Annotated in this window: 25 protein-coding genes; 8 read left to right on the forward strand and 17 right to left on the reverse strand. The window is 40.9% G+C overall.

Annotated features, from left to right (window positions below):
* Positions 1-18: 18 nt before the first annotated feature.
* Positions 19-924, reverse strand: a complete 906-nt coding sequence (locus tag DMZ48_RS00285; RefSeq protein ID WP_143953102.1) for a DUF6607 family protein — start codon at positions 922-924, stop codon at positions 19-21.
* A 105-nt stretch (positions 925-1,029) separates the two neighbouring features.
* On the opposite strand from DMZ48_RS00285, the gene DMZ48_RS00290 reads away from it, so the two are divergent.
* The 3 genes from DMZ48_RS00290 (at position 1,030) to DMZ48_RS00300 (ending at position 5,198) form a co-directional block, all read left to right on the forward strand.
* On the forward strand, positions 1,030-3,153 hold the full coding sequence (locus tag DMZ48_RS00290) for a TonB-dependent receptor plug domain-containing protein (RefSeq protein WP_143953103.1): 2,124 nt from the start codon (positions 1,030-1,032) through the stop codon (positions 3,151-3,153).
* Between the two features lie 10 nt (positions 3,154-3,163).
* Positions 3,164-4,573 carry an HmuY family protein gene (locus DMZ48_RS00295; protein WP_242009064.1) on the forward strand — a complete coding sequence of 470 codons (1,410 nt, stop codon included), beginning with the start codon at positions 3,164-3,166 and terminating at the stop codon, positions 4,571-4,573.
* A gap of 430 nt (positions 4,574-5,003) precedes the next feature.
* Positions 5,004-5,198: a hypothetical protein gene (locus DMZ48_RS00300; protein WP_143953104.1), complete on the forward strand. Its 195-nt coding sequence runs from the start codon at positions 5,004-5,006 to the stop codon at positions 5,196-5,198.
* Between the two features lie 256 nt (positions 5,199-5,454).
* Here DMZ48_RS00300 and DMZ48_RS00305 read toward each other — a convergent pair whose 3' ends face one another.
* The 5 genes from DMZ48_RS00305 to DMZ48_RS00325 all read right to left on the reverse strand — a co-directional run bounded on the left by DMZ48_RS00305 (position 5,455) and on the right by DMZ48_RS00325 (position 8,762).
* Positions 5,455-5,640: a hypothetical protein gene (locus tag DMZ48_RS00305; protein WP_143953105.1), complete on the reverse strand. Its 186-nt coding sequence runs from the start codon at positions 5,638-5,640 to the stop codon at positions 5,455-5,457.
* A 30-nt stretch (positions 5,641-5,670) separates the two neighbouring features.
* Entirely contained in the window at positions 5,671-5,832 is a 162-nt protein-coding gene (locus DMZ48_RS00310; RefSeq protein WP_143953106.1) for a DUF1328 domain-containing protein, read from the reverse strand.
* Between the two features lie 132 nt (positions 5,833-5,964).
* Positions 5,965-6,855, reverse strand: coding sequence for an ACP S-malonyltransferase (gene fabD, locus DMZ48_RS00315; protein ID WP_143953107.1), 891 nt, complete (start codon positions 6,853-6,855; stop codon positions 5,965-5,967).
* 368 nt (positions 6,856-7,223) lie between these two features.
* Positions 7,224-7,736: a gamma carbonic anhydrase family protein gene (locus DMZ48_RS00320; protein WP_143953108.1), complete on the reverse strand. Its 513-nt coding sequence runs from the start codon at positions 7,734-7,736 to the stop codon at positions 7,224-7,226.
* A 30-nt stretch (positions 7,737-7,766) separates the two neighbouring features.
* The gene (locus DMZ48_RS00325; protein ID WP_143953109.1) at positions 7,767-8,762 is read right to left on the reverse strand and encodes a PorP/SprF family type IX secretion system membrane protein; all 996 of its coding nucleotides are present in this window, start codon (positions 8,760-8,762) and stop codon (positions 7,767-7,769) included.
* Between the two features lie 86 nt (positions 8,763-8,848).
* Between DMZ48_RS00325 and DMZ48_RS00330 the strand changes: the two genes are divergently transcribed.
* Positions 8,849-9,772 carry a NifU family protein gene (locus tag DMZ48_RS00330; protein WP_143953110.1) on the forward strand — a complete coding sequence of 308 codons (924 nt, stop codon included), beginning with the start codon at positions 8,849-8,851 and terminating at the stop codon, positions 9,770-9,772.
* Between the two features lie 85 nt (positions 9,773-9,857).
* Here DMZ48_RS00330 and DMZ48_RS00335 read toward each other — a convergent pair whose 3' ends face one another.
* On the reverse strand, positions 9,858-12,122 hold the full coding sequence (locus DMZ48_RS00335; RefSeq protein ID WP_143953111.1) for an inorganic phosphate transporter: 2,265 nt from the start codon (positions 12,120-12,122) through the stop codon (positions 9,858-9,860).
* Between the two features lie 190 nt (positions 12,123-12,312).
* Between DMZ48_RS00335 and DMZ48_RS00340 the strand changes: the two genes are divergently transcribed.
* The 4 genes from DMZ48_RS00340 (at position 12,313) to DMZ48_RS00355 (ending at position 16,453) form a co-directional block, all read left to right on the forward strand.
* Positions 12,313-12,513, forward strand: a complete 201-nt coding sequence (locus tag DMZ48_RS00340) for a dodecin family protein (RefSeq protein ID WP_143953112.1) — start codon at positions 12,313-12,315, stop codon at positions 12,511-12,513.
* 53 nt (positions 12,514-12,566) lie between these two features.
* Complete coding sequence (locus tag DMZ48_RS00345) at positions 12,567-14,594, forward strand: thioredoxin domain-containing protein (protein WP_162558637.1); 2,028 nt, start codon at positions 12,567-12,569, stop codon at positions 14,592-14,594.
* A 146-nt stretch (positions 14,595-14,740) separates the two neighbouring features.
* Positions 14,741-15,538: a mechanosensitive ion channel family protein gene (locus tag DMZ48_RS00350; protein ID WP_422395433.1), complete on the forward strand. Its 798-nt coding sequence runs from the start codon at positions 14,741-14,743 to the stop codon at positions 15,536-15,538.
* A gap of 102 nt (positions 15,539-15,640) precedes the next feature.
* Entirely contained in the window at positions 15,641-16,453 is an 813-nt protein-coding gene (locus DMZ48_RS00355; protein WP_143953115.1) for a mechanosensitive ion channel family protein, read from the forward strand.
* On the opposite strand, the gene tsaB is transcribed toward DMZ48_RS00355, so the two are convergent.
* The 10 genes from tsaB to DMZ48_RS00405 all read right to left on the reverse strand — a co-directional run bounded on the left by tsaB (position 16,450) and on the right by DMZ48_RS00405 (position 25,129).
* Positions 16,450-17,124, reverse strand: coding sequence for a tRNA (adenosine(37)-N6)-threonylcarbamoyltransferase complex dimerization subunit type 1 TsaB (tsaB, locus tag DMZ48_RS00360; RefSeq protein WP_143953116.1), 675 nt, complete (start codon positions 17,122-17,124; stop codon positions 16,450-16,452). The genes DMZ48_RS00355 and tsaB overlap by 4 nt on opposite strands.
* 21 nt (positions 17,125-17,145) lie before the next feature.
* Complete coding sequence (locus DMZ48_RS00365; protein ID WP_143953117.1) at positions 17,146-18,465, reverse strand: TolC family protein; 1,320 nt, start codon at positions 18,463-18,465, stop codon at positions 17,146-17,148.
* A gap of 25 nt (positions 18,466-18,490) precedes the next feature.
* Positions 18,491-19,612, reverse strand: a complete 1,122-nt coding sequence (locus DMZ48_RS00370; protein ID WP_143953118.1) for an efflux RND transporter periplasmic adaptor subunit — start codon at positions 19,610-19,612, stop codon at positions 18,491-18,493.
* A 48-nt stretch (positions 19,613-19,660) separates the two neighbouring features.
* A complete protein-coding gene (locus tag DMZ48_RS00375; protein ID WP_143953119.1) occupies positions 19,661-20,929 on the reverse strand; it encodes an ABC transporter permease in 1,269 nt (422 codons plus the stop codon).
* Position 20,930: 1 nt separating this feature from the next.
* Complete coding sequence (locus DMZ48_RS00380; RefSeq protein ID WP_143953120.1) at positions 20,931-22,163, reverse strand: ABC transporter permease; 1,233 nt, start codon at positions 22,161-22,163, stop codon at positions 20,931-20,933.
* A complete protein-coding gene (locus tag DMZ48_RS00385) occupies positions 22,156-22,857 on the reverse strand; it encodes an ABC transporter ATP-binding protein (protein ID WP_143953121.1) in 702 nt (233 codons plus the stop codon). The genes DMZ48_RS00380 and DMZ48_RS00385 overlap by 8 nt, the downstream gene beginning before the upstream one ends.
* A 154-nt stretch (positions 22,858-23,011) precedes the next feature.
* Complete coding sequence (locus DMZ48_RS00390; RefSeq protein WP_143953122.1) at positions 23,012-23,233, reverse strand: hypothetical protein; 222 nt, start codon at positions 23,231-23,233, stop codon at positions 23,012-23,014.
* A 1-nt stretch (position 23,234) separates the two neighbouring features.
* A complete protein-coding gene (locus DMZ48_RS00395; protein ID WP_143953123.1) occupies positions 23,235-23,768 on the reverse strand; it encodes a DUF420 domain-containing protein in 534 nt (177 codons plus the stop codon).
* Positions 23,769-23,775: 7 nt separating this feature from the next.
* Complete coding sequence (locus DMZ48_RS00400) at positions 23,776-24,456, reverse strand: SCO family protein (RefSeq protein WP_143953124.1); 681 nt, start codon at positions 24,454-24,456, stop codon at positions 23,776-23,778.
* Positions 24,446-25,129 (reverse strand): hypothetical protein, encoded by a 684-nt coding sequence (locus DMZ48_RS00405; protein ID WP_143953125.1) that lies wholly within the window; start codon positions 25,127-25,129, stop codon positions 24,446-24,448. The genes DMZ48_RS00400 and DMZ48_RS00405 overlap by 11 nt, the downstream gene beginning before the upstream one ends.
* Positions 25,130-25,180 lie beyond the last annotated feature (51 nt).

A 25,180-nucleotide genomic window follows, 5' to 3' on the forward strand; every position in this document is an offset into this window, starting at 1 on the left:
ACCGTAATTATGATTCCATTATTTTCCTTCTGCTAAGAAATTATCAAGTACCTGGTTGATCTCCTTCTTACTACTGTTAGGATCCATGGAGAACAAATAACTGAATAAGGTCTTACGATCAACTTTTGGATAAAGGACCAGATCTTCATCGCGGTCAAAGATTTTGTCCCATTTCGTGCGCACCAATTTCCAGAACTGCTGGTTTTCTTTCCACCATGTCTGAGCAGCAAGACATTTAGTATCCGCTACTTTGGTATAAACGTCATATCCCTTTTCTTCAGCAAGAACAAAATCTTTCGCTCCATCTTTACGAACAACTTTTTTATTATCCTGTTCGTGTAGCCATCCTGAATCGGTGATTTCATGAACATTGCGACGTTGTAAAACATCGTAATCATTTCTGATTGTATATTCTCTTCTTGGAAGTGGAGCATCGGCTACATTTGCCCAATAGGAACGACCATCTTCATGGATCCATGTAGCAGTTCCTTCGTAACGCGGACTATCATCCACCTGATATACTTTTTGGGTCCACTGTCCTGCTACATCCTCTTTAGCATACCTATTATATTTCCAGGTTGTTCCTTTATCATAGGTATAGAGTTCCGTATTTTCATAAAGCCAATCCTGGCGCCAGTGCTTAATCACCATTGAATCACTCACTACCAGTAAGTGCTGCATTACGATCTTATCTGAATTATCTTCAACCAGCTGCACCCATTCGAGTCCGCCTACACGTTTCACAGGCGAACCAGTATAGGTAGAATCCTTAGCATTATTGAAGGTTTCAGCAAAATTGAACTTAACTTCATAACAGCCACACATATCTTTAATGGCCTTGATATCCTTATCTTTTTTCGCCTCTTGTGCAAACAATGCAGATCCCATCAGGGCAAGCATAACAAACAAGTTGGTCGTTCTCATGGTATGATGTTTAATTGTTATCGCAGACAAAAATAATAATTTTATTTAGACTGATTAAAAATAATCCTTATATATTTGCCACGTTAATTAGAATTAATCTAAATAATGAAACAACCGACAAGCTTACTATTACTATTGATCAGTATTCTGTCAATTTCTGCACAGGAGAAATCAATTGACACAACTAAAATCAATACTTTGAAAGAAGTAGTGGTCACCGGACAGATCAACCCACAATCGGTGGAACGTTCTGTATTCGAGGTTAAGGTCATCTCCCGAAAAGATATTGACTTACAGGCCGGAAATAATCTGGCAGACCTACTGAATCAACAATTGAACATCAATATTATCCCGAACGCAACGACTGGTAAATCCGGCGTTCAATTGTTCGGATTAGACGCTCGGTATTTTAAAGTGCTTATCGACAATATACCGGTGATCAATGATGAAGGATTAGGAAATCAGACCGATCTCACCCAGATCAATCTGGATGACATCGAGCGTATCGAGATCGTAGAAGGCTCGATGGGCGTGCAATATGGGGCAGATGCAGTTTCCGGGATCGTAAATATAATTACTAAAAAATCTGCCGAAGATAACTGGGAGATCCGGCCCTATGTTCAGGAAGAGACCATAAACGATGAATATGGCTTCTTCGATCAGGGTCGACATATTCAATCGGTCAGTATTGCTCACAATATAAATAAGGAGCTATATGCCAACGGTGTATTCACCCGAAATCAATTCACCGGTTACAGCGGTGATAAACTGGGGGAAAATCATAATTTGAATGATGGAAAACGGGGATATATCTGGCTGCCCAAGGATCAGTTTCACGCAAAGGCGCTTCTAAATTATTCGTCTGAAAAAATAAATTCATTTTACAAATTTGAGTATTTCGATGAAACCGTAAGTCGCTACGATTCGGTAGTGCGTATGAACTACAATCCTTCTACGCAAACTAATAATCCAACCGTTTCCGATGAAATTTTTCATTCAACCCGCTTCGTACATCATCTCAACCTCAACGGGCCTTTAGCCGGATTATTGAACTATGACATTTCTATATCCTATCAACAACAGAAAAGGGATGTGGAAACCTATAATTACAGGATCAATTCCGAAGAAAAATTCGATGTTGCCTCGTTTGAATATGAGTCACGTAAAGGATTTTATTCAAAAGGTAATTTCACAAACTTCATCAAAGATCCAAAATACGGGCTTCAGCTGGGGTATGAGATCAGTGAGATCAATGGATATGCCTCTACCCTATCAGGAGACTATCAGGGTGATTATATCAGCAGAATGCTGGGATCCTATGACGTATTTACCTCATTCGAATATTCCCCCGGCAAAAGATTCTCAATACGACCCGGAGGAAGAGCACTTTTCTCCTCAAATTTCAATCCGCAACTCGCACTATCTCTTAGTTCGAAATACAGCTTTGCCAATGATCTGGAACTTCGTACGGTGATCGGTACAGCGCCCAGATTACCGGGATATGATGAACTTTACACCTATTTTGTGGATATAAATCATGATGTCCGAGGCAATGAGAACCTGCAGCCGGAACAAGGAGTTTCACTTTTCATGCATCTGAAGAAACCCCTGAAATTCACTGAAGGTTCGCTCAGATTACAAAATAAACTGTCTGCCTGGTATATCGATGTCCGTGATCGTATTGAATTGATAATCGTCAATGAGACTCCCCTCGCCTATCAGTACAGGAACATAGACACCTACCGAACTTGGGGACTATCCTATAACAATAGCGTCTATTACAAAAATCTGAGATTTAATGCCGGAATATCCTATACAGGAGTCTCTAAAGTCTTAAACAGCGATGAGAACTATGATGATGATTACCTGTATGCTTTACAGTTGAACAGCAGTATAAATTATTCGATTCCTGCATGGAAAATGGTTTGGTCCGCCTATTTCAAATACAACGGTCCACAATATCAATTCGTCCAGAAGCAAGATAATGACAACAATACTATTATCGTACGAGGCAAACAAGACAGCTATTCCTGGCTGGATACTTCTATAAAGAAATCTCTCTTGGATAATAAATTAGAATTGACACTGGGAGCCAGAAACCTTCTTGATATCACCCGTGTAAATACTACCGCCACAAATGGAGGGGCTCATACCGAAGCACCCTCGAATGTACTTCTGGGATACGGAAGATCATACTTTCTAAAACTATTATATAACCTAAATATTTAATTATTAAACTATGAGAAAGAATCTATACTTTCTGTTTTTTATAACCGGATTACTATTAACCGGATGCAGCAGTGATGACAGCAATGAGATCACTCAGCCATTTGTTGTAGCCTTTGAAAATCCGTCGGCAAGCTTCACTACTGAGGAAGCATCAAAAACAATTAAACTCGTATTTTCAGAGAGTGCTCCTGAAGATGGCACTGTATTTATTACCTATACAGGAGAAAATGCAGTGTACGGAGAAGACTTTACCACAGATCCTGTATCTGAAGAAGGCACGCTGAATGTAGCTATCACCAAAGGTTCTTCAGCGTTGAGCTTTACAATAAACAAATTGCAGAATCCTATGGAAGGTGAAAGCATGTCACTTACCTTTAATCTTGAATCGGTAACGATAGAAAACAGTAGTCTGCAGGGTAATACAGAACTTGCCGTAAGTTTTACTGAAGCGCCGGCAACCGGAGGTGTGATAGCCGCAGAAGTTGGAGGAGCTAATGAACCAAACCAGGTATATGTCGATCTTAGTTCTCAGACACAGGTTTCTGCACAAAGAGACAGTTGGGATCTTGGATTCTATACCGGAACAAACAATCGTGTGATCCTCAACGGATCTATATATATGGCAACAGCAGCACTGGATGCTACTGATATTGATGCTATCAGCGCTGCAGATGTCAGCGAACTTCAACCCGCTGTTGCCGTAGGCACGTTTGACGCCACTAATACCGCCTATGTTGATAGCCCGGATGGATCCCTGGAAGGAACTGCATTGGCAGAGATCACAGCTTCAGAAGACAGTAAGGTTTACTTGCTAAACCTAGGATATGAGGTCGGAACTGAAACAGCGGAGGCAGGAAGCGTAGAAATAACCGGTGAACACCGTGGTTGGAAGAAAATAAGAATTACGATGAGTGGTTCAGATTATATTCTTCAATATGCAGATCTCGATGCTACCGAACACGAGGAGATCACCATCAGCAAAGATGAACTTACAGACTTTACCTTCTTTAGCTTCAATACGGAGGAGATCGTGGAAGTGCAACCTGAAAAAGGTAAATGGGACCTCAACTTCACTGTTTTCACAAATGAAATCCCCGGATATGGTTCTTATGGTTATGCCGACTTTATAGTAAACAATCTTCAGGGCGGAGTACATGCCTATATGGTAAGTACCGAAGACCTGTCTTATGAAGACTACACCATTGCAGATCTTGATGAAACACTTTTTATCGAAGATCAGCGAGGAATCGGAAGCAACTGGCGCAATGGCGGTGGACCCGGAACCCTACCTTCTCTTAAAGAAAATGTGTTCTTCATTGTAAAAGACGGTGATGGTAATGTTTATAAATTACGATTTACTGCATTGCTCAGTGAAAGTAATGAGCGAGGAAATCCAAGCTTTGAATATCATAAATTATAAAATATCTGGATGAATATCCGATATAGTTAGCTGGAAAAGGGAGACATTGTTCTCCCTTTTTTTATGATTTTACTTCAGTTTTAAGAGCAATAGCAAAAAAAACCATATATCCAAATATAAGATCATAGACTAAAGGTTATTCGCACCATATTTAAAAAACGATAGATTTTATCTATATAAAATTCCATGCTGAATTCAACACCCACAATCAGATGAAAAAATCAAAAGTCCTTATCATCTCTAAACGAACTGGTAATGCGGGCTGCGGGGGATTAAATTTTTAACAAACAGCTGGTAAATTAACCACTAAATAATCCAGCAATTACTACGCTATATTTTATAAATATAGCCTGAAAATCAATTACCTATAAAATTTTACTATTTGACTACAGCAACTTAATACACGATATTTGTGCTACATATAACTATTATGGCATTTATAAAGATTAAAAGAACAACACGACTGGAAAAACGTTATAGCAGAAAAATGGGAAACATAAGTGTTAAGGTGACCTATATCAAAAAGGCGCTTTTAGGTATCTTCCCATACAAGACACTGCATAAGTACCGGGAAACCTATAATGGAAGTGTTAAAGATTGTGAAGAATGCGTTATCAGCGCTTAAAAACATAAACCTCTAAAATGAAGAAGCTGCTTTTACAAGCAGCTTTTTTTCATATATGGGGTACGGGTTCATTATTATTCGATGATTGCAAATCATACTATTATCATTCAGGATCTGATAAACCTGAGATGATACTAATAATTCTACGACACCTATACAGTTTAGTATGCATACAACTTACGAAACTTTGCGATAAAAAAAGCCTGTGTGAGATTTTCACACAGGCTTTTTTTCATATAATACATCGCGATACGACCTAATTATCGTCGGTCATATCATCGATTTCATCTTCTACTTCTTCAGCTCCTTCTTCAATAGCATCTCCGGTATCATCTACCGCTTCTTCTATTTTCTCTCCTGCTGTTTTTTTGTTTTCCCGGCAACTTGTCGTAAATACTCCAAGACTACATACCAAGGCTAACATTACAAATATTTTCTTCATAATTTTCATTTTAAGGTTAATAAATAGATTCTATTTTCTTACCAGTCGTCCGATCAAAGAGATCAGGAACAATACTATAAAAACAAAGAACAGAATCTTTGCAATCCCTGCAGCTGCTCCGGCAATTCCACCGAAACCAAAAATAGCCGCTACGATTGCTACAATTAAAAAAATGATGGTCCAACGTAACATAACTTATTGGTTTTTAGTTAATAACAACCTGAAGGTACATAGAAATTTTACTCGGAAGTATTTATTCTAAAAACTTTAACGGTATACGTTAAAACGCTGTTAACCCCTTAAAATGCGTATTTTATCGACTCATTAAGCTTGCTCCACCGATGCAGAAGCTACTTCAGCGTTACGATCGATCTTCTTTACAAGTCCTTGTAAAACCTTACCCGGACCTACTTCAATAAAGCCTGAAGCACCATCGGCGATCATTTGCTGAACGCTTTGAGTCCACTTAACAGGTGCTGTAAGCTGGAGCATCAAATTCTTCTTAATGGTCTCAGGATCGGTAATTGCCGTTGTCGACACATTCTGATATACCGGACATACCGGTGTACTGAATTCAGTTTGTTCAATTGCTGCGGCCAGATCGGCTCGCGCTGGCTCCATCAATGGTGAATGGAATGCTCCTCCTACAGGAAGAACTAAAGCACGTTTTGCCCCTTTTTCCTTCATGACTTCACATGCAGTATTGATAGCTTCCAGTTCTCCAGAAATAACCAACTGACCCGGACAATTATAATTCGCTGCTACTACGATACCCGGAATGGTTTTACATACTTCTTCCACCACTGCATCCTCCAGACCCAGAACAGCTGCCATAGTACCCGGCTGTTTTTCACAAGCCACCTGCATAGCCATAGCACGCTGACTCACCAAACGAAGTCCGTCTTCGAACTTAAGAGTCTTATTAGCCACAAGAGCAGATAATTCACCAAGTGAGTGCCCCGCAACCATATCCGGTTTGAAAGAATCTCCCATAACTTCACTAAGGATTACAGAGTGTAAAAATATTGCAGGTTGTGTAACCTTGGTTTGTCTAAGGTCTTCCTCCGTCCCTTCGAACATTATATCCGTGATCGAAAACCCAAGGATCTCATTAGCCTTTTCAAAGAGTTCCTGCGCACGTGGTGAACTTTCATAAAGATCGAGTCCCATTCCTACAAACTGCGCTCCCTGTCCGGGAAATATATATGCTTTCATAATAGCGTCATTTTAAATTCTCTGCAAAATTATACAAATAAATAAATTCATGACGCAAGAGTCAAATGTTATAATTACGGAAAGATCCTGAAGTATAGAAAACCTATAAAGGTTATACCGTTATTATTACCTGAAAATTCAAACTGAGCCTGCGAAGATCACTTACACCACAGAACTCTCAAGCAGCATGGTACGTCAGCAATATGATCGGGGCGACACTCGACGAACCCTTTTGCAGGCATGTCTGCCTGCGGCAGGTAGGATCGACACTCCAACTTCACCACAGTTTTCCGAGAATTCGGGAGCAGGATCGTCACTTTTTCGTGCGCCAGCAGACGATACGTTTTTAACCCTCCAAATCCCCTAATTTACTCCTTAAACCAAGAAGCATATTTAATATAATTATTAGCAATACGTTCGATCTGCCCCTTACTGAGATCTTCACTCACCGTTTTAACCTTACGTGCCGGAACGCCAGCATAAATACTACCCGCTTCCACAATGGTTCCCTGGGTGACAACCGCCCCGGCTGCGACTATTGAGTTGCTTTCAATGATACAGTCATCCATTACAATACTTCCCATTCCGATCAGGACATTATCATGAATAGTACAACCATGGACAATGGCATTATGCCCTATGGAAACATTATTACCGATAGTAACCGGAGATTTCTGGTAGGTACAATGCAAAACCGCTCCATCCTGAACATTCACCTTATTACCCATTTTAATATAATGTACATCTGCCCTAACCACGGCATTGAACCATACACTGCATTGATCGCCCATTTCAACTTCTCCTATTAAAGTAGCATTTTCGGCGAAATAACAATCTTCCCCATAAACAGGGCTTTTTCCGTTAACAGATTTGATTAACATAACAATAAAATTAGTGTAACTAAAAGATACTTAATAATTGACGGCAGGACAATTACAATCGTATGGTTTTTTACCTTGAAGAAAATCATACCCCAAAGTAATCTGATGATATCCCCCGTTGTCAAAACGAATATCGCCGAACTGGTAGGAATAATTATAAGAAAACATAAAATTCTTATAATTGACACCCAGTATAGGGGTCAATAACTGAAGTTTTTGCGATGCTTCCTGTCCTTCGATATTGTATTTAGCTCCATCAAAACTTCTTCGAAAAGATAATCCACCCCATAGTCTGCCGAATTCCATGTCCTTATAAACTTTAGCATTCAGATCAATAGCCGCTTCCTCCGTAAACTCTGCATACTGAAACATCACGGAAGGTTCAAACTGCCAGTCGGTTTTTCCAAAAACATACCCTACTGAAAAAAGATATCTTCTGAGATTGTCAAACTCCTCTACGGTATAAAGATCCCTACCGCTGCCCAAAAGGTTCTTTACGGTAAAATGGGTATAGAATTCAAACAGATGATAAGAAACGCCCAGATCCATATTGAAATAAGAAGTATTCAGATCGCCACCACTGATAATCGGATCCGGAATAATACTATTGAATTCTGTCTCATCCAGGCGACTTTGTATCATTCCTACGCTGATACCAAAGGATAACTGGTCAAGATCAATTACATTTCTTGAAAATCTTAGATGATGAGCATAAGTGAGCTTTACTCCTGTTTGCGAATGGTAACCATTCTCATCATTGAAAACGATCGCACCCACACCACTTTTATCCCCTAAACGCACATGTGCATTCAAAGTTTGTAAGTTCGGTGCTTTTTCCACGTCAAACCATTGCTTTCTGGCTGTAAGCCTTATTTTCCCTCCTGTTCCGGCACCAGCCATGGAAGGATGGATCAAATAATAATTGTCGGAAAGATAATCGAAGTAGACCGGTAAGCCTTCCTGCGAAAACATTTTCATACAGCAAAGGAAGGAGACTAAAAGAATAAGTCGCTTTTTATGTAGCATCAGACTGTTACGGTAATTACTTCAAGGTTATCAAATATAACCATAGATAGATAACGATTTTGTAATTTTGTAAAAAATCTTTGAAAATGGGAGAAATTAAGATCAGGATACAACCCACAAACCGTCCTGCCATCATAAAGTTCGAAGCGAACAAATTCTTATCAAGACATAAGAATTATGAATTTAAAAATGTAGATGAGGCGTCGATATCACCATTGGCAAAACAATTGTTTTATCTACCCTTCACCAAAACCGTATATATCTCAGGTAATTTTATCGCAGTTGAAAGATATGATATTGTTAAATGGCCTGAGGTTCAGGAAGAAGTTGCCGAGCAGATCGAAAAATACCTGAATTCCGGTGCACCCGTAATCGAAGACCCGAATGTTCAGGATAAAAAGATTCCGGTTACGGTTTATGCGGAAAGTACACCGAACCCGGCTGCGATGAAATTCGTCTGCAATAAAAAACTAGTACTGGCACCCTATGAATTTAAGAATATCGATGATGCCAGAACATCACCTTTAGCCACCGGACTATTCCATTTCCCTTTTGTAAAGGAAGTATTTGTGGATGAAAACTATGTTTCCATTCTAAAATATGAAGTTGCCGACTGGAATGAAATCGGGATGGAACTGCGTGAATACCTGCGTACGTATATCGAAGAAGGCGGTGAGATCGTAACAAAAGAAGCGATCAGTAGTTCGGCAAAACCAAAAGATAATATCGAAGGTCAAACTGCAGCGAATCTGAATACCGACAATATGGACGACACCTCACTTCAGATCATCGATATTCTGGAAGAATACGTGAAGCCTGCAGTAGCCAGTGATGGCGGAAATATTATGTTTGAATCCTATGACGAAAGCAGTAAAACTGTGAAAGTAGTGCTTCAAGGTGCCTGCAGCGGTTGTCCTTCCTCAACAATGACCCTTAAGAACGGGATCGAAACCATGTTAAAAAGCATGCTTTCCGGAAAAGTAAATGAAGTAGTTGCCATCAACGGATAAGCACACTACCCCATTGATATAAAAAAAAGCTGAATATGTACATTCAGCTTTTTTTTATCATCATAGTGTCTTTATGAACCAAATTCTATTTTTTGATCCTGCTGAAATCATCATGAAATTCCTTGAACAAAGTCAGCAAATTGATGGTTGCTGTGATCATATCTTTGGTTTCCAGTAATAAACTGAAATACAATTTTGTGTTCTTCGGACTCGTTTCAGTGCTTCGGATTCGATCGATCTGTTTCTGTATCAAGGAAGATACATAATCGAGTAGTTCCCGTTTCTCCTTGATGATTCCGGCGATATTATCGAAGGAATCTGAGTCAAAATCCACTTTAACCTCATCGAACAACTCCTGAATTCGCAAATCAATACGCTTCAGTTCCCGAATCTGATTAAACTTCAGATTCTTGTGATTATTATTAACGTGCGAATAACTGTTCTTACTGATATAACCTATAGACTGTACCATATCCTGAAGGTAATCGAGTATGAGTATATAGAACTTACTGGCGCCCACCGAATTCTCATCCAGTGATTTGATGAAATAAAAGATATCACTTTTAAGCGAGTCAACATCATCTTCCAGCTTTTTAAGCTGTTTCTTGGTCTTTTTAAGCTTTTTAAGATCCTGAAGTCCTAGATTATCGATTACAGAAGAATAAATATTATTGATATTACCGATCACACGTGAAATATTATCTGAACTCTCACTGATCATCTCATTGATGGTGATCAGCGAAGTTCGATCGATCTTTTTCTTCGAATTCTTTTCCTTCTCTGTTTTTCGGTATACCAGGAAACTTCTTGTCAGCAACAGCGCCGCTATGATCAGTAAGCCGATCACGGCATATTCCTGACCAAAATAGATGATAACCGCAAAGATCGCTGCTGCTGTAAAAGCGACGATCGCAGTAACGAACCATCCACCGATCACATTGAATACACCGGCCACCCTGTACACTGCACTTTCTCTTCCCCAGGCTTTATCAGAAAGCGAGGTACCCATCGCCACCATAAAGGAAACATAGGTAGTGGAGAGCGGTAATTTCAAGGAAGTTGCTGTCGAAATCAGGATACTTGCCACCATAAGGTTTACAGAAGCCCGTACCATATCAAAAGCAGGTTCATCCTGCTTTTTCAACTGTTTTTCCATCGGGATCCGAAAGTTCTCATCGATCTTTTCTCTCCATGCTTTGGGAAGAATAAGATTAAGGCCGGCATTCATATTCACACTGGCTCTTACGATAAGTCTTGAAAGGAAGTTTGGTTGAAACTTCTCAGCTCCATCCCCGCTTCTGGCGAGATTGATCTCGGTATACATAACCGATCTTGCTTTTTTCGACAACCAAAGAGTGACGACCATGATCACACCGGCAAAGACCAGCAGATAGGTAGGTGTCTCCACTTTCCCCGATAGGCTGTCCATCGCAAAATCGGTAGGCAATACGCCACTGCTGAGATAGGATTGATGCCATATCTCGTAAGACTGGTATGCGGCGATCGGTACCCCGATAAAATTTACCAGATCATTACCGGCAAATGCAAGTGCCAATGCAAAGGTTCCGATCAGAATTATGATGGTCAACAGATTTATTTTAGAAAAGGAAATGATCAATTGCGAGATCAGTCCGAATACAAGAAAACAGATCCCGACGATCAACAATTTGTTGCCGTCAACGAATTCAAGAAAGGAGTCCGGAATAAAGCTCACCCCTTTTATACCTTTGATCAGGATAAAGTAAGTGATGCTTGTCATCGCAACGCCTCCAAAGATCGCTCCCACATATTTTATCCGCTTCTGATAGTGAAATGAAAAAACCATTCTGGAGATCCATTGAACGATAGCCCCAACAGTAAATGCGATAAGCACAGAAAGAAGTATCCCTAAAATGATCTCCGTAGCCTTAGAACCGTTGATATAATTGGAAATATCAGAGAGCTGACCATCATTGCTGAATATCTTGATCATGGAAACCGCAACGGATGCTCCTAATAATTCAAAAACTATAGATACCGTAGTAGAAGTGGGTAATGCCAACGAATTAAAGAGGTCTAATAAGAGAATATCGGTGATCATGACCGCCATAAATATGATCATGATCTCATTAAAATAGAACTCACCGGGATTAAAAATTCCCTTCCTCGCGACCTCCATAAGACCCGATGAAAATATAGCCCCAACGGCTACCCCGATACTGGCGATAATTAGAATTGTCCGGAGTGATGCTGCTTTTGAACCTACTGCTGAATTTAAGAAGTTTACTGCATCATTACTAACCCCCACCGTAAGATCGGTAATGGCCAGCACAAACAATGCAATCAACAAGAAAATATAATATTGCTCCATATCAATAATTAACTGAATGCAAATCTGCTGGAAGATATTTAAACTAAAGTTAACTAATCATTACTAAAAGATTACATCATTTGCGATAAACGGCCTTTATCCCTGTTTTTCAGCATGTTATAATCTGTAAATCAGATTATTATCCCTATCTTTAAGTATTAAAGTTAGTGTTTAATTAAAAAAATATCTTATGGCTGTTTTAAAAGTTATAGAAATTTTGTCAAATTCAGATAAAAGTTGGGAAGATGCTGCTAAAAAAGCAGTCAAGAAAGCTTCCAGCACGGTTCAGAATATTCGCTCTGTTTACATCAAAGAACAGAGTGCTACCGTTGAAAATGGTGAACTGGTGAATTTCCGTGTAAATGTTAAGATCACTTTCGAGATCTCCTGAAGTTGATTAAATTTAACCTCCAACGTCCTGTTTGGGACGTTTTTTTTATGCCTATGTCAAACAAGCTAAAATACGAATCTAGTCCGTATCTCCTACAGCACAGTGAGAACCCGGTAAACTGGTATGCCTGGAACGAAGAATCATTGGAACTCGCCCGACGAGAGGACAAACCGATAATCGTTAGTGTCGGATACGCTTCCTGTCATTGGTGCCACGTCATGGAAAAAGAAAGCTTTGAAGATGTTGAAGTCGCCGAGGTCATGAACAAATATTTCATTTGTATCAAAGTCGACCGGGAAGAGCGACCCGACATCGATCATTTATATATGACCGCTGTTCAGATCATGACCGGAAGTGGAGGCTGGCCTATGAATGTAATCTGCCTGCCCGACGGCAAACCATTCTGGGGTGGAACCTATTTTAAAAAAGAGCAATGGATCTCTGTTCTGCAACAGTTGGGAGAACTTTATGAAGAAGACAAACCAAGGATCGAGGATTATGCCGATAAACTAGCCTCAGGTATACTTTCAGTAAACCTTACCATCCCGGAATCTGACGGAACCGTATTCAGCAAGGATGAACTCAATTCAATCATAACGAAATGGTCTCAAAAGCTTGACAATTCTTTTGGAGGGAGGTCCGGAGCACCTAAATTCATGATGCCTGTAAACCTGGAGTATCTGTTAAAATATTATATGCTGACCGGTAATACCATAGCCGGAGACCATGTACAGCTCACTCTTAAAAAAATGGCCCTGGGCGGACTATATGATCATATCGGGGGTGGATTTTCAAGATATTCCGTTGATGACCGCTGGCATGTACCGCATTTTGAAAAAATGTTGTACGACAATGCTCAGCTTATCGATTTGTATACAAAAGCCTGGGTCACTTTCAATGATCCTCATTATAAAAAAGTGGTGGAGGAATGCATCGCATTCCTTCAGAACGAACTACAGCATTCCAATGGAATGTTCTTTTCCTCTCTGGATGCGGATAGTCCCGACAGTAAGGGTAAGGTAACCGAAGGAGCCTACTACGTCTGGAAAGAAAAGGAACTCAAAGACCTTCCCGAAAATGATCAACAACTTTTTCACCGATACTTCAACATCAATGATAAAGGCTATTGGGAATCCGGCAACTATGTATTGTTCAGAGATTTGGATGATCATGCATTTACTTCGGAAAATAAGTTGACCCCGGAAGAGCTTCACCGTAAACTTCTTAGTTGGAAAACTTACCTATTGAAACTGAGGTCTGAAAGAAAACCACCTTCACTGGATGACAAGATTCTCACTTCCTGGAATGCGCTGGCTATCAAAGCACTGGCCAATGCCTCCGTTACTTTCGACAGACAGGATTGGCTCGATATTGCTATTCGGAATGCGGAATTCGTCAATACGGTACTCACCAAACCTGAAGGAACACTTTTCAGAGTATGGAAAGACGGAAAAGCTTATGTGGATGCCTTTCTTGAGGATTATGCGCTTATCATCGAAGCCTTTATCACTTTATATGAAGTAACGGGTAATGATCATTGGATAATGGAAGCAAAAAGACTTTGTAACCTTGTTCTGGATGATTTCTACTATGAACGAACCGGGTTCTTTCTTTTCAGTCCGATTAAAGATGAACAACTCATCGCTCCTACCATCGAAAAAAGTGACAATGTGATTCCTGCTTCAAATTCAGTGATGGCGATAAATCTCTTTAAACTTGCACGATATTTTTCAAATCAAGCCTATGACGATATCGCATTACGTATGTATAAGGCAATGCGAAGTGAGATCATGGAATATCCGGATTCCCATGCCAACTGGTTGAATCTGGGGATGAACTTTTTGTTTCCTTTTCGGGAGATCGTTATCACAGGGGAATCTTCAGCAGGTATTTTTACCTTGCTGCGAAAAACCCCTTTAACGAATATCCTTTGGGCTCATACGAAAGACCCTGTGAACATCCCCTTGCTTAAGGGACGTTACTCGAAGGATGAAACATTGATCTACATCTGCAGGGATCAACATTGTGAACTACCGGTCAAAACACTTGGGGAAGCACTAAAATTACTGGACACTCCATGATTCTTGCTTGAGCGGCCATCGCTGATCAAAAGGTTATATTTTGATTAGAATCATGGTTCATCCTTTAGGTTACCATATGTTATTAGTATCTTCGAATGACAAAAAAAATCAATTGTATGGAAGAAAATGAAATCGTAAAAAATGGAATGGCATACCTCGAATCTATTGATCTGACAGCCTATGCACTGAAAGCAATCGGAGCGATCGTTATATGGATCATCGGTTCCTGGCTAATTTCAAGATTGGTTAAAGCAGTAACCTATGTCATGGATAAAAGGGAATATGACATGAGTTTAAAACTTTTCCTGCGCAGCCTTACCAGTTGGGGATTGAAGATCTTACTCATCATCATGGTTCTCGGAACACTGGGTGTTGAGACCACATCATTTGCAGCAGTAATCGCAGCTGCAGGTCTTGCGATCGGTATGGCACTTCAGGGATCCCTGGCAAACTTCGCCGGCGGGGTACTGATCCTGATCTTTAAACCCTTCAAAGTGGGTGATTTCATCGAAGCTCAGGGGGTCAGCGGAACTGTTAAAGAGATCGGTATCATCAACACCCAGTTAAATACTTTCGGAAATCAACTGGCAGTGGTTCCCAATGGAAAACTTTCCAATGATAACATTATCAACTATAGTGCGGAAAGTACCCGCAGGGAAAACATTACTGCCGGGATCAGTTACGATTCCGACATAAAGAAAGCCAAGGAAATTCTTCTGGATATCGTCAATAACTTCGACAAGGTCAATAAAGAACCGGCACCACAGGTAATGGTTGCAGAACTTGCAGACAGTAGTGTTAACCTTTCCCTTAGATATTGGGCGAACAATGACGTTTTCTGGGATTGTCGCTGGTATGTTATGGAAGAGATGAAGAATCGCTTCGATGCAGAAGGAATTGAGATTCCTTATCCACATCAGGTCGAAATACAAAAACAAGGATAATTTTCCGTATATTAGAGAGGCAGAATTGCCTCTCTTTTTTTTGCCTTCTTCCCTAATACTTCTACCGAAGTGCATGGTCTGTTTCACTAAAAAACCTTTATCATGGAATTAGAAAAATGGACTGACAAGATTCTGGATGCCATCATCTTTTACGGACCAAAATTACTTCTGGCACTCATCCTCTGGCTAATCGGCGCATGGCTGATAAAAAAATTGACCCGAATGGTCTCCAAAATCATGCAACACAGAAATTATGAAGTCAGTCTTACTAAATTTCTCATCAATCTTATAAGCTGGACCTTAAAAGCGCTATTGGTTCTTGCGGTATTAGGCATCCTCGGAGTACCGACAACCTCTTTTGCAGCAGTAATAGCTGCCGCAGGTCTGGCGATCGGTCTCGCACTTCAGGGTTCACTGGCGAATTTTGCCGGTGGGGTTTTGATGATGATCTTTAAACCGATCAAGGTTGGTGATCTGATCGAAGCGCAGGGAGAACTGGGCACTGTTCATGAGATACAGATCTTTACCACAATATTAATCACCCCTGACAATAAAACTGTGATCATTCCAAACGGTCCCCTTTCAAACGGTAACATTACCAATTACACCAAACAGGGCAATCTTCGAATTGATATGGTCATCGGAGTGGATTATGGGAGTGATCTCGAAAAGACACGGGATGTACTGTTACAAGCTATAGCTTCACATCCCAAGACCTTAAAAGAACCGGTGCCTACCGTTGCAGTCTCAGAACTGGCCGACAGTTCGGTCAACTTTGTGGTGCGTCCCTGGGCTTTGAGTGCCGACTACTGGGATGTTCGATTTGGTTGTATAGAAAATTGTAAAAAAGCACTGGATGCAGCCGGAATTGAGATTCCATATCCACATCAGGTGGAAATACATAAGGAGGCTTAAGACTTCGGCTTAGTAGTCACAAAGTCTTTAAGATAATAAGGCTCGAAATAAGCCACATCTTCAAAGCTATCTGACTGATACAACGATTCTGAAAGGGGTATCATTTCCCTGGAGGAAGGAAGCGTAAATACCTCTGGAAAGATCGCGTTTTCATGTTCGATCACAGACACACATTTTTTTGCCCCATCTCCGATGAAATAAAGTTTTGTGGTTGCCAAAGGCTCCGTAAAGGATTCCCCGGTAATTATTTCAGCCGTAGTATTGGCAACCCTTTTATGATCAGGGCCGAATCCTGCAGTGTATACCTCCATTCTTCTGGCATCGAGCATCGGTATGATCATTCCATCGGAGATCTGCATTTGTGCAGCAAGTATTTCAAGGGTATCTATGGCCAGGAGCGGAATACCCAGAGAAAAACAAAGTCCTTTGGCAGCGGAAACTCCGATCCTTAATCCGGTATAAGACCCAGGACCCTTACTGACCGAAATCGCATCCAAATCGGATAGTGTAAGTCCGGCTTCCTTAACAACCTCTAAAATAAAACGATGAAGGTTCTCTGCGTGAGAGTACCCTTCATCGTTCGTTTCTATTATAGCGATCAGTTCGCCGTCTTTACCGAGGCTTACTGAGCAATTTGTCGTTGCAGTTTCGAGATTGAGTATGATTGCCATACTGCAAAAATACCTGCTATTTTATAATTCATCCAAAGGAATTCCGAAATAAAATTCAAGAACCTTCAATCGGAAGATATAATCATATTTGGTTCGTATGAGTTCAGCTTCAGCATCATCCATTCTGGCTTGTGCCTGACTAAAATCAAAACTATTCATCAATCCTACATTATATCGCTCTTTAGCGTACTCATAAGAAAGTCTTCTGGCCTCTACGGTCTTATTTGCCGCCTGATACGATTTCAAGGAACCTTTTACATCTACATAAGCCTGATTAACATTCGACTCCAGATCGAGTTTTGATTGTTCATAAGACAATTGTGTTTTTTCGAGATTGATCCTGCTACGTCTGATATTGTTTCTAACAGAATTACCATTAAAGATCGGCACGCTCAATTGCAGTCCATAAGAGATACCATCATAGAACCATAACTGATCTTTGAATGACAGATCATTCTGATCATTATAACGCGTGTTATAATTGAAATACCCCCCTAACGTCGGATATCTTGCTCCCTGCGCGATCTTCACATCCAGTTCAGCGATCTCTACATTGACTTCGGCACTTTTTACCGAATTCATAACATTTAATGATTTCGCATAGATCTCATCTGCAGAATGGTTAAGTATGTCAGATTCCGGAATCATATAACCCTCATCAACCACATCAAAATTTTCGTAGTCGCTGATCTGTAATAACTGCGCAAGTGCAATTCTCGATATCAGCACATTGTTCTCAGCATTTACGATTTGCTGTTCCTGTGTTGCCACGGTTGCTTCAATTTCCAGCAGGTCTCCTTTTGGCAAAACCCCATTTTCAACAAGCTGCTCTGTACGCTGGTAATCCTGTTGAGAAACGCGATACTGAGCCTGAAGGGTCTTTAGCGTTTCCTTATTAGACAGAATCTGGAGATAATTATTTGCAACCATGAGGCTGATATCATCCTTCATGCCATCCAGCTGGTATTGTGCTGCAAGTGCAGAAACCTCTGCCCGCTTCACCTGTTTATAGTTTCGTAAACCATCAAAGAGTCCGACACTGGAAGTAATTCCTCCAGACAATGAATTAAAAGTCTGGTTGACCAGGATACCCGTGGTTGGATCCTGTGAAAGACCTGTACTTGCCGAATAAGACGCACTGGCATTCAGATTCGGCAACAGATTTCCAATGGCATCCGACTTGTCCAGCTTAATACTTTCCAGATCCAGTTCCGATTGTTGTACTGAAATATTATGTTCAAGTGCATAGTATACACACTCCCTCAATGTCCATCGCTTTTCCTGAGCCTGAACTGAAATGATCGACAGCAGGAACAGACCCGATAATATCCTAAACTTCATAAAATAGATTTTCAAGGGTTCACTTTTAGTTATTCTCGTCTGTTTCGCGCTTCACCGGTTCGGTCTGGTTCCACACTTTAATTTTATCGCTTTCGGTAACTCCGGATTTGATCTCCACATTAATCCCGTCTGAAAGGCCGAGTTCCACATCCTTTCTTTCAAACTTCTGATCACCCACGACTACTTCCACATAAGGTTTCTGTGTCTCTGCATCATACTGTAATAACGCTTCTTTGATCGCCAGTACATCTTCTTTTTTATCGAGGATCATGGTTGCATTCGCACTATATCCGGCTCTGATGAATACGTTGGTGCTATCGAGGTTCACATCGGCTTTGATGGTGAACTGAACCGCACCGCTTTCTTCTACTCCTTTTGGAGCGATAAAGCGCAATTCTGCATCGAGTTCCTGATCCTGAATTGCCCCTAAACTGATCTTCAATGGCATTCCAACTTTCAGTTTGCCAACTTCAGCTTCATCAACCTGACCTTCAAAGATCATCTGTGACATATCAGCAATTGTAGCGATCGTTGTACCATCATTGAAGTTGTTGGCTTCGATTACCTGATGACCTTCATCCACTGGTATCTCAAGAACGGTTCCTGCGATACTCGCACGAATATTGGTGTTCGCAGTTGCAGATCCACCTGCTGATCCTTCTTTGATGATCTGATAGTCATTTTTTGCATTTTCAAGTTCCTGTTTAGCCTGATTGTATTGCAATTCGATATTCATAAAATCCTGATTTGATACCACACCACGATCAAACAGGGTCTTATTTCTGTCGAATTCGGTTTTCGCATTACTCAGTGTGATCTCGGCATTACGAACACGTCCACGGGCACTAACCAGTGATTGTTCATTCGGTACGACCTTGATCTTAGCGATCAGATCGTTCGCTTTTAATTTATCTCCTTCTTCCACGAAGATCTTTTCGATGATACCGGAGATCTGTGGTTTGATCAGTACTTCATCTTCTGGAACCACCTTTCCCGTAGCAACGGTTTTTTCTTCGATCGTGGTTCTAAAAGGTGTTTCAGACGTAAAGGTAATTGGCGATTTTGCATTGGATTTGACCAGGTAATAGAACGCAGCCATCAGGGCTATTATAAATACAGCTATACCTAAATATTTAACTATTTTCATTCCTTAGCGTTTAGATAATTGATGATTATTTTGATTTTTGTTTAGTTTTTATTCTTCTCTTAAAGCATCGATCGGGCGAATACTCACCGCCCTTTGGGCAGGTATTAATCCGATCAAGGTTCCCAGGATCACCATGATCAACATGGCACCTATGACATAAGGTATCGGCACTGTCGGGTTCGTATATGGGAAACCGCCATCTTCCGGAAGCATCGCATTGATCATTGCCAGCACTCCTACTCCTGCAATTATCCCCAGCAATCCGGCAACAACTGTAAGGAAAACCGATTCCAGCAGGATCTGGGCCCTTACCTCTCTTGGCGTAGCCCCGAGGGCACGTCGTATTCCGAGCTCCTTGGTCCTTTCCTTAACCGAGATCAGCAGGATATTTCCGATCGCGATAACCCCTGCGATAATCGTCGCGAGTCCAACGATCAGGGAAAGCAGGTTCATTCCCCTGGCAAAACCGATGATCTTCCCAAACATTTCTCCGAGGTTGAAAGCACCTACGGCTCTTTCATCATCCGGATGAACATCGTGGAGACGTTTTATGGTTTGCTTGATATTCTTTTCGAGGGCAACAATATCGACTTCGGGAAAGGCTGCGATAGCCATCCACCCAACGATATCACCCATGGCATATACTTTCTGATAGGTCGAGAACGGAATGAAGATCGTACTATCATCTTCAAAGCCTCCCTGATTATCATATTCATACACCCCGATCACCTGAAAATAGATGTCGTTTAGTCTGATATACTTCCCTACAGGGTCTTCATCGATATCAAATAATTCCTTTTGCACTCTTTCTCCGATTACCGCCACTTTTCTTTCGTGCTGGATATCCAGATCATTCAGGAACCTACCCCCATCATAGATTTTCTTTCGTGCGATACGATCGATATCAGGATAATCTCCAAAGATGGTATAAGTACCGGATTTCAATCCTCGCACCACTGTTGGTGGAGCATCCCCGAAGACACCTTTTACATTACGCGGTGCTATAAACTGGATCTCCGGATGCTTCTGTTTAAGAACTTCCACATCATTGAGTCGGAGATTAAAGCTTCTCCCTATCTTAAATCCTTTATAGGGCATACTGGTACGCTGGATCCAGACGAACATACTGTTATTGGCAATATCCTTAAACTCCTTTTCGAATCCATTATCCATTCCTTTGGCAGCACCGGACAAGGCGATATAAACAAAGATTCCCCATAGTACACCGATCACGGTTATAACGGTCCGCACCTTGTTCTTACTAATCGAACCCCAGATCTCCTGCCATGTATCTCTATCAAATATAAATCTGAACATATTATTCGTCTCTTAATGCGATTATTGGTTTGATCATAGCTGCCCGACGAGCCGGGATATATCCGGCAACCGCCCCGAATAAGATCAGGATTCCGGTTGCTCCGAGCATCGTTCCAAATCCAACACTGGGATTGGAAATGAAATAGTCCTTCAAATTATTACCGATAAGATTTAAGGCCACAATTCCCAGTATGAGTCCGATGTATCCGGCCACCATGGTAATGAATATCGATTCATGCAATACCAGACCGATCACAGCTTTTGGAGTGGCTCCTAATGCTTTTCGTATTCCGAGTTCTTTCGTTCTCTCCTTGACCACGAACACCATAATATTACTGATCCCGATAATTCCGGCGATCAGCGTTCCGATCCCCACGAACAAAACCACAATCTGAATGATATTTGCAAATCCCATGTTTTGCTTTACTATTTCAGCCATATTACGTACGAATAATCCATTTTGGTCATCCGGGGCTATATCATGCTTATCCTTTAAGAATTTGGTAAGTTCCTGGTCGAGTTTCATCGCACCTGCATAACCTACTGCAAGCCGGTAAGCTAAAATGATCTGATCGATGTTATCTGTATTCTTTTCTATCAATTGACGTGTGGTATACGGCATATAGATATAACGTTCTTCGTTATCACCTCCGTCATCCTGAAAGACTCCGATCACCCGAAATGCACTTCCCCCAATGTCGATATACTTACCCAAAGCACTGGATCCTTTACCGAAGAGGTCAAGTTCTACAAGCCTACCAATGACAACATTCTTAGCCTTATTATCTATATCGTTCTCATTGATATAACGACCTTTCATTATGATGGTCTTTTCTGCGAACTGATGTGCAGGTCCTACCGCCCGTGTCGTATAATCATTAGACTCACCATGATACTTCACCGTTGCACTCCTGGTAATTCTTGGAGTGATATAATCCAGATAAAATGCAAACTCACGTTTAATATCTGTGAGGTCATCATTCTTAAATTGTATTCTTCTCCCCGATTTAAACCCGCGATAAGGCTTTGAAGTAGTTCCCGGAAACAGTGACAACGTATTTGTGGCGTCATCCATAAAGAATTCATTAAAAGAATTCTTTAGCCCGTTACCCATCCCAAAAAGTACGGTAAAAATCAGGATCCCCAGGGCTACTGTAAAACCCGATAAGAAAGTTCGTAGTTTATTCTTCCGAATCGTATCAAATATCTCCTGCCAACGGTCTCTGCTAAACATATTGGGAAGCTCTAACCTGATTTACTACTCTGTCTTCTACGATCACTCCATCCTTGAGATGAACTACACGCTTACACATTTCCGCGATATCCTCTTCGTGCGTAACCACCAGAATGGTTTTACCCTCATCATTGATCTGTTGTATCAGATCCATAACTTCATAAGAGGTTTTACTGTCGAGTGCTCCCGTAGGCTCATCCGCAAGCAAAACCTTAGGTTCTGCTGCCATAGCTCTAGCGATAGCAACTCTTTGTTTCTGCCCTCCTGAAAGCTCACTGGGAAGATGATCTGCCCAGGGTTTAAGTCCAACCACTTCCAGATATTTGATCGCTTTCTGGCGACGGTCTTTACGATTCACCTTTTGATAGTACAACGGTAATGCTACATTCTCCCATGCGGATTTGTAGTTGATCAGGTTGAACGATTGAAAAATGAAACCGAGGAATTTGTTTCGGTAATTAGCTGCTTTGGTCTCATTCAGGTTTTTGATCAACACACCGTCAAGGGTATATTCACCTGAATCGTATCCGTCAAGCATACCCAAAATATTCAGTAATGTGGATTTTCCGGAACCGGACGAACCCATAATCGCCACTAATTCACCTTCTTTGACACTGAAGTTGATCCCCTTCAGTACATGCAAAGAATTCGACCCCATCCTGTAGGATTTATGGAGATTTTTGATTTCGATCATAGAGATGGTTAGATTTTGATTTTTGATTGAGAATCTGCTTATAAGCACTATGTATTTATAAGCAGATTCTGTCAATAAGACTATGAATGACCGAAAATGTTACGCGGAATTTGTGAATTATATGTTAAAAATATTGAAATGCAGATTAATTCGACTAACCACCGCTCTGTCTTAATTTTTTATAGATGAAGAAACCAAGAACTCCTATGAGCACATAAGGAACTGCCATCAGGTAGATTATTCCGTTATTGATACCACGCGCTACTTCCTGCCCTTCACCACTCTCCAGAACCGCACGGCACATGGCACATTGGGCCATAATATCGGATGGCAACAAAGTCAACACTATGATCAGATAGAATAACGTTTTTTTCATATTATACGTAATATGGAGCGATCATCAGGTAAACCACCACTCCTGTAACTGCCACATACAACCAAATAGGAAAAGTAATCTTAGCGATCTTACGATGTTTGTCGAAGCGGGCCGCGAGTGCTTTCACATAGGTAATCAATACTAATGGAATTACTGCTACCGAAAGGAGAATATGAGAAATAAGTATGAAGTAATACGTGTACTTAAGCGCTCCTTCGCCACCAAAAGGTGTGGGATCTGAGGTCATATGATAGGCCACATACATCACCAAAAAGGCAAGCGACAATCCGATGCAGACCTTCATAAGCTTTTCATGCAGATTTCTGTTCCCAGATTTAATAGCTTTTACTGCCCAAACGAGCAACACAGCTGTCAATCCGTTAATACCGGCATAGATAGGGGGTAAAAAGTCAAGCGGAGCCGCATTGGGAATTCGCACCCCGAATAAGACTGCCACTGCTACAGGAATAGCAATCGAAAGGATCACGATCCACTTATTATACTTCTGTTCCAGAGTTTGTTCTTGAGTATTCATTATGTATTTATGATTTAAGGAGGATTCTGATATCTTGTTCGAGCATTTTAACACCCTCATCTGTAGTTCCGTCATAATAGAAGATAGGATTACCAAAATCATCTTTACGGGAACGAATATTTCCATTTCGATCGATCAGTGCAAATAGTCCGGAGTGCTCAAAGCCACCATTGACGTTTGCATTTGCACCGGCATAAAGATTAAACCCTGTATTTGACAAGGCCATGATCTTTTCCATATCTCCGGTCATAAGGTGCCAGTTCGGATTAGTGATACCATACTTAGCGGCATATTCTTTCAGAACCTCCGGAGTATCATGCGTAGGATTGATACTGAAAGATGCAACGGCAAAATCAGATTCATCTCTAAAGAAGTTCTGCAATTTCACCATATTTTGATTCATGATCGGACAAATCGTCGGACACGTAGTAAAGAAAAACTCTACTACATAAACTTTCCCTTTGTAATCCGCATTGGTAATAGTATCGTTATTTTGGTCGACAAAACTAAATTCCGGAACCTTATGATGCTCTTCGAGAGAAGCAGGGTCCATCTTCCGTCCGCCTACATTATGACGATCATTATCAACAACGTCTCCATGAGAAATTCTACTTACGATTTCCGGAATAAATATGATTCCGAAAACCAAAACTACCAATCCAATCCAGATATATGATTTATTTTTCATGCTGAAGTTTTTTAAGGTATGAATCCCGCTGACTTGTGCCGGATTTATTATTCTTTTTCAAGGCAAGCCGGTATTCCGCAAGAATGATCTTCACATCGTCGACCATCTTATTATTGATCTCCGCAACGGATGTTGCATCATAACCGAATAATAAGCCCATATCTTCATCATCACTTCTTCCTCTAAGGCTTCCATCCCGATCGATAATATAAACCCTGTCTATGTAGACATCATCATTCAGCGCTCCCGGAATATTCAACTTATTGTACATATCCGCCACTTGATCCGTCGGTAGAAAAACAAACTTCCAGTTGGAAATATCGGCTAACGGACTCAATTCCTGTTTTAGTGCTGCAACCTGAGACTTCGTATTTTCAGGAAGTACCATCACAAACTGAAAGTCGGTAAACCCGTTAAAGCGTTTGTATATTTTTTGATTCAGATTAAAGGCGTTGGTCTTTTTATGTTCCAGATCGTCACCTAAGAACCCGAGTATACTGATATGGTCTTTAAAACTGACCTCTGACCCGTTTTCATCCAAAAGCGAAACTTCCGCCAGCACACTTTCTCTCAGCGTAGGGAGCTTACCGAAATTATTAACACCTGAAGCGAAGAAAACATACGCAACTATCGGTAAAACAAAGAGAACTCCGAGAACGAGATACTTTTTCATCGAGGGATTTTTTTCGGGTACAAAAATAAAAAAAGACGGTGGAAATACCGT

It is taken from the genome of Robertkochia solimangrovi (assembly GCF_007279655.1).
Lineage (GTDB): Bacteria > Bacteroidota > Bacteroidia > Flavobacteriales > Flavobacteriaceae > Robertkochia > Robertkochia solimangrovi.

Excerpts from the sequence above, each read along its gene's own strand:
- DMZ48_RS00365 (WP_143953117.1), bottom strand. The coding sequence starts at position 18,465 with ATGAAGTTTAGGATATTATCGGGTCTGTTCCTGCTGTCGATCATTTCA.
- DMZ48_RS00310 (WP_143953106.1), bottom strand. The coding sequence starts at position 5,832 with ATGTTACGTTGGACCATCATTTTTTTAATTGTAGCAATCGTAGCGGCT.
- DMZ48_RS00395 (WP_143953123.1), bottom strand. The coding sequence starts at position 23,768 with ATGAATACTCAAGAACAAACTCTGGAACAGAAGTATAATAAGTGGATC.
- fabD (WP_143953107.1), bottom strand. The coding sequence starts at position 6,855 with ATGAAAGCATATATATTTCCCGGACAGGGAGCGCAGTTTGTAGGAATG.
- DMZ48_RS00345 (WP_162558637.1), top strand. The coding sequence starts at position 12,567 with ATGTCAAACAAGCTAAAATACGAATCTAGTCCGTATCTCCTACAGCAC.
- DMZ48_RS00320 (WP_143953108.1), bottom strand. The coding sequence starts at position 7,736 with ATGTTAATCAAATCTGTTAACGGAAAAAGCCCTGTTTATGGGGAAGAT.
- DMZ48_RS00335 (WP_143953111.1), bottom strand. The coding sequence starts at position 12,122 with ATGGAGCAATATTATATTTTCTTGTTGATTGCATTGTTTGTGCTGGCC.
- tsaB (WP_143953116.1), bottom strand. The coding sequence starts at position 17,124 with ATGGCAATCATACTCAATCTCGAAACTGCAACGACAAATTGCTCAGTA.
- DMZ48_RS00375 (WP_143953119.1), bottom strand. The coding sequence starts at position 20,929 with ATGTTCAGATTTATATTTGATAGAGATACATGGCAGGAGATCTGGGGT.
- DMZ48_RS00285 (WP_143953102.1), bottom strand. The coding sequence starts at position 924 with ATGAGAACGACCAACTTGTTTGTTATGCTTGCCCTGATGGGATCTGCA.
- DMZ48_RS00300 (WP_143953104.1), top strand. The coding sequence starts at position 5,004 with ATGGCATTTATAAAGATTAAAAGAACAACACGACTGGAAAAACGTTAT.
- DMZ48_RS00290 (WP_143953103.1), top strand. The coding sequence starts at position 1,030 with ATGAAACAACCGACAAGCTTACTATTACTATTGATCAGTATTCTGTCA.
- DMZ48_RS00390 (WP_143953122.1), bottom strand. The coding sequence starts at position 23,233 with ATGAAAAAAACGTTATTCTATCTGATCATAGTGTTGACTTTGTTGCCA.
- DMZ48_RS00400 (WP_143953124.1), bottom strand. The coding sequence starts at position 24,456 with ATGAAAAATAAATCATATATCTGGATTGGATTGGTAGTTTTGGTTTTC.
- DMZ48_RS00370 (WP_143953118.1), bottom strand. The coding sequence starts at position 19,612 with ATGAAAATAGTTAAATATTTAGGTATAGCTGTATTTATAATAGCCCTG.
- DMZ48_RS00350 (WP_422395433.1), top strand. The coding sequence starts at position 14,741 with ATGGCATACCTCGAATCTATTGATCTGACAGCCTATGCACTGAAAGCA.
- DMZ48_RS00305 (WP_143953105.1), bottom strand. The coding sequence starts at position 5,640 with ATGAAGAAAATATTTGTAATGTTAGCCTTGGTATGTAGTCTTGGAGTA.
- DMZ48_RS00325 (WP_143953109.1), bottom strand. The coding sequence starts at position 8,762 with ATGCTACATAAAAAGCGACTTATTCTTTTAGTCTCCTTCCTTTGCTGT.
- DMZ48_RS00380 (WP_143953120.1), bottom strand. The coding sequence starts at position 22,163 with ATGTTTAGCAGAGACCGTTGGCAGGAGATATTTGATACGATTCGGAAG.
- DMZ48_RS00330 (WP_143953110.1), top strand. The coding sequence starts at position 8,849 with ATGGGAGAAATTAAGATCAGGATACAACCCACAAACCGTCCTGCCATC.
- DMZ48_RS00340 (WP_143953112.1), top strand. The coding sequence starts at position 12,313 with ATGGCTGTTTTAAAAGTTATAGAAATTTTGTCAAATTCAGATAAAAGT.
- DMZ48_RS00385 (WP_143953121.1), bottom strand. The coding sequence starts at position 22,857 with ATGATCGAAATCAAAAATCTCCATAAATCCTACAGGATGGGGTCGAAT.
- DMZ48_RS00405 (WP_143953125.1), bottom strand. The coding sequence starts at position 25,129 with ATGAAAAAGTATCTCGTTCTCGGAGTTCTCTTTGTTTTACCGATAGTT.
- DMZ48_RS00295 (WP_242009064.1), top strand. The coding sequence starts at position 3,164 with ATGAGAAAGAATCTATACTTTCTGTTTTTTATAACCGGATTACTATTA.
- DMZ48_RS00355 (WP_143953115.1), top strand. The coding sequence starts at position 15,641 with ATGGAATTAGAAAAATGGACTGACAAGATTCTGGATGCCATCATCTTT.